Origin of the sequence: uncultured Tenacibaculum sp. (genome assembly GCF_947494125.1) — a bacterium.
GTDB lineage: Bacteria > Bacteroidota > Bacteroidia > Flavobacteriales > Flavobacteriaceae > Polaribacter.
This window is the reverse complement of sequence record NZ_CANLTU010000020.1, coordinates 20044-27406: the sequence shown is the minus strand read 5'-3', so window position 1 is coordinate 27406 and position 7363 is coordinate 20044. Positions and strand designations below refer to the sequence as shown.

The following is a 7363-nucleotide window of genomic DNA, read 5'->3' as shown; positions in this document are numbered from 1 at the left end:
ACAGATAATCAAGATTTAACCCTAAACACGAATACCTTAAGTTTAAGTAACGATGCTAGTACTGTAGATTTAGCTAAATATCTAGACAATACCGATGCGCAAACTATTTCTTTAGCTGGAACTAATTTATCGATTGCTAATGGAAATACAATTGATATATCTTCATTGCAAGATGGAACTGGAACGGATAATCAAAACTTAACATCTGCAGCACTCTCAGGAAACGATTTAATTATAGCCATAGAAAATGGGACTTCTGTTTCAGTAGATTTATCACCTATTCTTTCAGATATAAAAAATGATTTACTAGATTCTCAAACTGAAGTTTCAGAATTAAAAACACAAATGGCTACTATTTTATCTCGATTAGAAAAATTAGAAGAATGTGGTTGTAGTAATACTAGTACAATGACAGAAGCAATATTATATCAAAATATCCCAAATCCATTTAGTAATAAATCTTCAATTGGATATTTCTTACCTGAAAATAGTGGTAATGCCTCTATAATATTCAATAATTCTACAGGTCAAATTATTTCTACTATTGAAATCAAAGAAAAAGGAGAAGGTGATATAAATATTAACACAGACGGATTAGCTTCTGGGATATATTACTATACATTATACGTAAATAGTGAAAGAATTAGCACAAGAAAGATGATTATCAATTAAAAAGTATATTATATCTCTTTAAAACAGCAATACTTATAGTTCTTCAAATATCATTAAAAACAAAAATCTTCGAAAGTTTTAACTTTCGAAGATTTTTAATTTTATTTATATAAAACTATAGGTTTTCTATAATTTAAATGCAGCTTTAACTTTATCTACATAATCTAATTTCTCCCAAGTAAATGTTTCTACTTCACGTTCAATAGTTTCTCCCATTGGATTAGAAAAAGTAACCGTTTTCTTTTCAGAAGCTCTTCCCATGTGCCCATAAGCAGCAGTTTCAGAATAAATAGGAGTTCTTAATTTTAAACGTTGCTCTATAAAATATGGGCGCATATCAAAAATAGTTTCAACTACTTTGCTAATTTCCCCATCAGTCATATCAACCGTTGCAGTCCCATAAGTTTCTACATTAATACTTGTTGGTTTCGCTACTCCAATAGCATAAGAAACTTGTACTAATATTTCTTTACATAAACCTGCAGCTACTAAGTTTTTAGCAATGTGACGTGTTGCATATGCTCCAGAACGATCTACTTTAGAAGGATCTTTTCCTGAAAAAGCTCCACCACCATGTGCTCCTTTTCCTCCATAAGTATCTACAATAATTTTACGTCCAGTTAAACCAGTATCTCCGTGAGGTCCTCCAATAACAAAAATTCCAGTTGGATTGATATGATATGTAATATTATCGGTAAATAATGCTTGAATATTTGCTGGTAATTTAGCGACTACTCTAGGTATTAAAATAGAAATAATATCAGATTTAATCTTTGCTAACATTACCTCCTCACTCTCATCAAAATCATCGTGCTGAGTAGAAATTACAATAGCATCAATTCTTTGTGGAACATTATCATCTGAATACTCAATAGTTACTTGAGATTTAGCATCTGGTCGTAAATAGGTAATATCTTTATTTTCTCTTCTTAACTCTGCTAATTCAATTAATAAACGGTGCGACAACTCTAATGCTAAAGGCATATAGTTATCAGTTTCATCCGTAGCATAACCAAACATCATCCCCTGATCTCCAGCTCCTTGATCTTCAGGATTTGCTCTTTCTACACCTTGGTTAATATCTGGTGATTGCTCATGTATTGCTGAAAAAACACCACAAGAACTACCGTCAAACATATACTCACTTTTCGTATATCCAATTTTGTTAATTACATCTCTTGCAATTTTCTGAACATCTAAATATGTTTTAGATTTTACTTCCCCAGCCAATACAACTTGACCTGTAGTTACTAATGTTTCACAAGCTACTTTAGATTGTGAATCAAAAGCTAAAAAATTATCTATTAAAGCGTCAGAAATCTGATCTGCAACTTTATCTGGATGTCCTTCAGAAACACTTTCTGAAGTAAATAAATATGACATAAACTTCTTTTTAAAAATTAACGGAAGAAAAACTTGGATTGCTTGGTCGCTAAAAGAAGTAGATAATTACTGCTTTAGCATTTTTTATAGAGGTTGCAATCAGATCAAATTTTTCCTCAAAATTCAATCGCAAAGTTATTGATTAAATTCATATTTAAAAAAGCTTTTTGTTAAAAAAGAATTAAAATTAAAAATCTATATACGTAGTATATAAAACTTTAGAAGTAAAAAAACATTAAAAAAAGTTTGGATATTAAATTTTTATAACTGAATATTTGCACTCGTAAAAGTTCAAACACTTATTGACGATGTTATCAAGAAAGGCCGAGGGATTAGACCCTATGAAGCCTTAGCAACCCTTTGCTCTATGCAAAGAAGGTGCTAAATTCTACCAAAATGTTACTTCAAGAGCAATCAAGAAGTTTCTTTAAGGATAGATAACCAAAAAGAAGTTTCTATAATGATACACAGAAACTTCTAATATTTCTTAATAACATTTTTCTAGTAAGTACGTCAAAAATTTGACGCATTTGGCTTTTGGTTTAATTATTAATTAATTCAAAAACAAGAAAAATGAGTACACAAAAATTTGCAACAAAAGCGTTGCACGCAGGACATGATGTAAAACAAACTGGAGGCACAAGAGCTGTTCCTATTTATCAAACAACATCATATGTTTTTAATGATTCTGATCATGCCGCAAATCTTTTTTCATTAAAAGAACTGGGGTTTATTTACACACGTTTAAATAATCCTACAAATCAAATTTTACAAGAGCGTTTAGCTGCTTTAGAAGGTGGAATTGGAGCAGTAGTTTTTGCTTCAGGTACTGCTGCTATTTCAACTGGATTGTTAACCTTATTAAAAGCTGGAGATCATATTGTTGCTTCAAGTAGTTTATATGGCGGGACCTACAATTTATTGAAAGTTACTTTACCTAGGTTGGGTATTACTACCACTTTTGTAGATGCATCTGAACCAAAAAACTTTGCAGATGTAGTACAAAAAAATACGAGAGCATTTTTTGTTGAATCTTTAGGGAACCCTAAACTTGACGTATTAGACTTACAAGAAATATCTACTCACGCTAAAAAAGCTGAAGTTCCTTTTATTGTTGATAATACTGTTGCTACTCCTGCCCTACTGAACCCTATTAAATATGGAGCAGATATTGTAATTCATTCGTTAACAAAATACATTGGAGGGCAAGGAAATTCTTTAGGAGGTGCTATTATTGACGCTGGTACTTTTAATTGGGCAAATGGTAAATTTCCTGAATTTACAGAACCTTCTGCCGGATATCATGGATTAAAATATTATGAAACTTTAGGGGCATCTTCTTATACTTTTAAATTAATTTTAGAAGGCTTACGTGATTTTGGTGGAGCATTAAGTCCAACCAATGCTTTTAATATAATTCAAGGATTAGAAACTCTAGCTATAAGAATTAAAAAACATTCTGAAAATGCGTTAGCTTTAGCTAAATGGTTAGAACAACAAGATGAAGTTGCTTGGGTAAACTACCCTGGTTTAGAAAGCAGCAAATACAAAACATTAGCTAACAAATATTTACCAAACGGACAAAGTGGAATCGTAACTTTTGGAGCTAAAGGTGGTTTTGAAGCTGCAAAAACAATAGCAGACGTTACAAAAACATTCTCTTTATTAGCAAATATTGGAGATACAAAATCTTTAATCATTCATCCTTCTAGTACAACGCATCAACAATTAAATTCTGAAGAGCAAGCAAGTGCAGGAGTTACTGAAGATTTAATACGTTTATCAGTAGGTTTAGAAAATATAGAAGATTTAAAATTTGATTTAAAAGAAGCTTTTGCTAAAATACCAAAAGAAGTTTTTGCTTAAAAACTAGAGATTATTAGAATAATGAAAGACAAATTATTACATATAAATATTCTTAGTTATACAACAGAAAGCGGTGCTCAATTCAACGATATACCATTAAGTTATCAGTTGTTTGGGAAAAAGCTGGGTACCGCTCCTGTTGTATTAATCAATCACGCATTAACAGGGAACAGTAATGTTGCAGGAAAAAATGGATGGTGGAAAAACATTGTCGGAAAAAACAAAGCAATAGATACTCAAAAATATACTATCCTATGCTTTAATATTCCTGGTAATGGTTATGATGATTTTTTAATAGATAATTATAAAAATTTTGTTGCCAGAGATATTGCAAACATTTTTCTATTAGGATTAGAAAAATTGAAAATTGAAAAATTATTTGCATTAATTGGAGGTTCATTAGGAGGAGGAATTGCTTGGGAAATGGCAATATTAAATCCTACTATTACACAACATTTAATTCCTGTTGCTACAGATTGGAAATCTACCGATTGGTTAATTGGAAATTGTCAAATTCAAGAACAATTCTTAACAAATTCAAGTAATCCTGTACACGATGCTCGTATGCATGCAATGCTGTGTTACCGAACACCTGAATCGTTTAAAAAAAGATTTCAGCGTTCAAAAAATGAAGAATTACAGATTTTTAATGTAGAAAGCTGGTTGCTTCACCATGGTGAAAAATTACAAAAACGATATCAACTCGCTTCTTATAAACTAATGAATCAATTATTAAAAACAATTGATGTAACCAAAGGAAGAAAAGCTTTAAATATTTTACAAACAATTGAAGCAAACATTCACATTATAGGTGTTGATTCTGATTTGTTTTTTACTGCGGAAGAAAATAGAGAAACACAAAAATCTCTAGCTACAGTACATTCAAATGTAACCTATAATGAAATCAATTCCGATCATGGTCACGATGCTTTTTTAATAGAAAACAAACAACTCGAAGAAATTATTGAACCAATATTCAATAAAAATTCAAAAAACAAAAAAATGAAAATTTTAAAATTTGGTGGGAAATCATTATCAAATGAAGGAATACACAATGTAATTTCTATCATAGAAAGTAAGATTAATGAAGGAGAAAACATTGCTGTAGTAGTTTCTGCACGTGGAAATGCAACAGATATTTTAGAAGATATTTTAAATAAGGCAGCTAAAAATAAAACATACCAACAACAATTAGAAGCTTTTAAACACGAACAATCATTATTAACTCCTTTAACCGATTTTTCTTCAGAATTTTCTCGTTTAGAAAAACTATTTGAAGGTGTAAATCTATTAGGTGATTTTAGCATTAAAATAAAAGACGAAGTTTTAGCACAAGGAGAATTATTATCTATAAAAACAGTATCAGAATTATTAAATCAAAAAGGTATAAATGCTAACCCTACAGATGCAAGAACACTATTAAAAACCGATGAGAGTTTCGGAAATGCGCAACCTATTATAGATGTTTCAAAAGAAAATGTAAAAAAACATTTTAAACAATTTAATGGTACAACAGTTAATATAGTTTCAGGCTTTATAGCTTCAAACTTAAAAAACGAAACTACCACTCTTGGAAGAAACGGTAGTAATTACACAGCTTCTTTGCTAGCAAACTATCTAGATGCGGAAGAATTACAAAACTATACGCATGTAAATGGTATTTTCACTGCAAATCCAGATTTGGTAAGTGATGCAAAAAAAATTGAAAGACTTTCTTTTTCAGAAGCAAATGAGCTAGCAAATTTTGGTGCTACCATTTTACATGCTAAAACCATTATTCCGTTACTTGAAAAAAACATTAATCTTCGAATTTTAAACACCTTCAATCCTAACGATAAAGGCACTTTAATAACAGCAAAAACGAACTCTAAAGGAATAAAATCATTATCCGTTTTAGATAATGTAGCTTTATTAAATTTTGAAGGAAGAGGTTTGCTAGGTAAAGTTGGAGTTGATGCGCGTATTTTTAGAGTTTTAAGTAATTCCGGAATTAGTGTTAGTTTTATTTCACAAGGATCTTCTGAAAGAGGCATAGGGTTAGTTGTTGAAAAAAGCAGTGCTGAAAAAGCGGTTAAAGCTTTGGAGCAAGAATTTGAAAATGATTTTTACACTAAAGATGTTAATAAGATATCAATTGTAGAAAATGTATCTATTATCTCAATAATTGGTCAAGATTTAAGCGAGTTCCATCATCCCTATAATGCATTAATAAAAAACCAGATTACTCCATTATTATTCAATAACACTATTACCGGTAAAAATGTAAGTTTAGTTGTTAAAAAAGAGCAATTACACAAAGCTCTAAATGTAATTCATGGGCAAGTTTTTGGAGTTGCTAAAAAAATAAATATCGCCGTTTTTGGAAAAGGATTAGTAGGTGGAACCTTAATTGAACAAATATTAGAAAATTCAAAAACTATTTTAGAGAAACGAAAAATACAGTTAAATGTATTTGCCATTGCTAATTCTAAAAAGGTGCTATTAACTAAAAATGGAGCAACAGAAAATTGGAGTAATAACTTAGATAATTCTAAGGAAACTTCAACAATTGTTCAAGATATTATTGACTTTTCTAAAGAAAATCACTTAGAAAACTTGATTGCTGTTGACAATACAGCTAATACTGAATTTATAAACAATTACATTCCTTTAGTGAATGCAGGTTTCGATTTAGTTTCATCAAATAAAATAGCCAATACAGTATCGTATGATTTTTATAAAAAGTTACGAAAAACATTAGATAGCACAAATAAAAACTACCTGTACGAAACCAATGTTGGTGCTGGACTGCCTTTAATTGACACAATTAAATTATTACATGATTCGGGTGAAAACATTACACGAATTAGAGGTGTTTTCTCAGGCTCTTTAAGTTATATTTTCAATCGTTTTTCTGCTGATAACGTTTCGTTTTCAACTGTATTACAAGAAGCAATAAACAAAGGATTTACTGAACCCGATCCACGTGAAGATTTATGTGGAAATGATGTTGCTAGAAAACTGTTAATCTTAGCTCGAGAATTAGATTTAGAAAATGAATTTGAAGATATTTCAATTGAAAATTTAATACCAGAAAAACTTCAAAACATTTCTTCTGAAGAGTTTTTATCTGATTTAGAAAAACTAAACATTTCTTTTCAAAAACAAAAAGAAAATCAAAAACAAAATCATGTACTTAGATATATAGGTGACTTATCTGGAGATTTACAACAAACTAAAGGGAGTTTAGATGTAAAGTTAGTTTCAGTCCCTAAAAATTCTCCATTAGGAAGCTTAAAAGGTTCTGATGCTATTTTTGAAATATATACAGAATCATATGGAGAACAACCTATTGTAATTCAAGGAGCTGGAGCCGGAGCTAAAGTAACAGCAAGAGGTGTATTTGGAGATATTTTACGATTAGCCAAAAATAACAATTAATGTTAGGTCAAGCACAATTAAA

At 30.3% G+C, this 7363-nt stretch carries 4 protein-coding genes and 1 riboswitch; of the genes, 3 read left to right on the top strand and 1 reads right to left on the bottom strand.

Annotation, left to right across the window (positions count from 1 at the left end; all coding sequences use genetic code 11):
* The coding region (locus Q0881_RS17320; RefSeq protein WP_299163106.1) for a T9SS type A sorting domain-containing protein at window positions 1-672 on the top strand (672 nt) is incomplete at its 5' end.
* Window positions 673-798: 126 nt separating this feature from the next.
* Here the strand turns inward: Q0881_RS17320 and metK are convergent.
* Window positions 799-2055, bottom strand: a complete 1257-nt coding sequence (gene metK / locus Q0881_RS17315) for a methionine adenosyltransferase (protein WP_299163103.1) — start codon at window positions 2053-2055, stop codon at window positions 799-801.
* Window positions 2056-2363: 308 nt separating this feature from the next.
* A riboswitch (SAM riboswitch) is annotated at window positions 2364-2499 on the top strand.
* A gap of 129 nt (window positions 2500-2628) precedes the next feature.
* Between metK and Q0881_RS17310 the strand changes: the two genes are divergently transcribed.
* Together Q0881_RS17310 and thrA are read left to right on the top strand one after the other, a co-directional pair.
* Window positions 2629-3921 carry an O-acetylhomoserine aminocarboxypropyltransferase/cysteine synthase family protein gene (locus Q0881_RS17310; RefSeq protein WP_299163100.1) on the top strand — a complete coding sequence of 431 codons (1293 nt, stop codon included), beginning with the start codon at window positions 2629-2631 and terminating at the stop codon, window positions 3919-3921.
* A gap of 21 nt (window positions 3922-3942) precedes the next feature.
* On the top strand, window positions 3943-7341 hold the full coding sequence (gene thrA, locus Q0881_RS17305; RefSeq protein WP_299163098.1) for a bifunctional aspartate kinase/homoserine dehydrogenase I: 3399 nt from the start codon (window positions 3943-3945) through the stop codon (window positions 7339-7341).
* The last annotated feature ends 22 nt before the right edge of the window (window positions 7342-7363 follow it).

Excerpts from the sequence above, each read along its gene's own strand:
- metK (WP_299163103.1), bottom strand. The coding sequence starts at position 2,055 with ATGTCATATTTATTTACTTCAGAAAGTGTTTCTGAAGGACATCCAGAT.
- Q0881_RS17310 (WP_299163100.1), top strand. The coding sequence starts at position 2,629 with ATGAGTACACAAAAATTTGCAACAAAAGCGTTGCACGCAGGACATGAT.
- thrA (WP_299163098.1), top strand. The coding sequence starts at position 3,943 with ATGAAAGACAAATTATTACATATAAATATTCTTAGTTATACAACAGAA.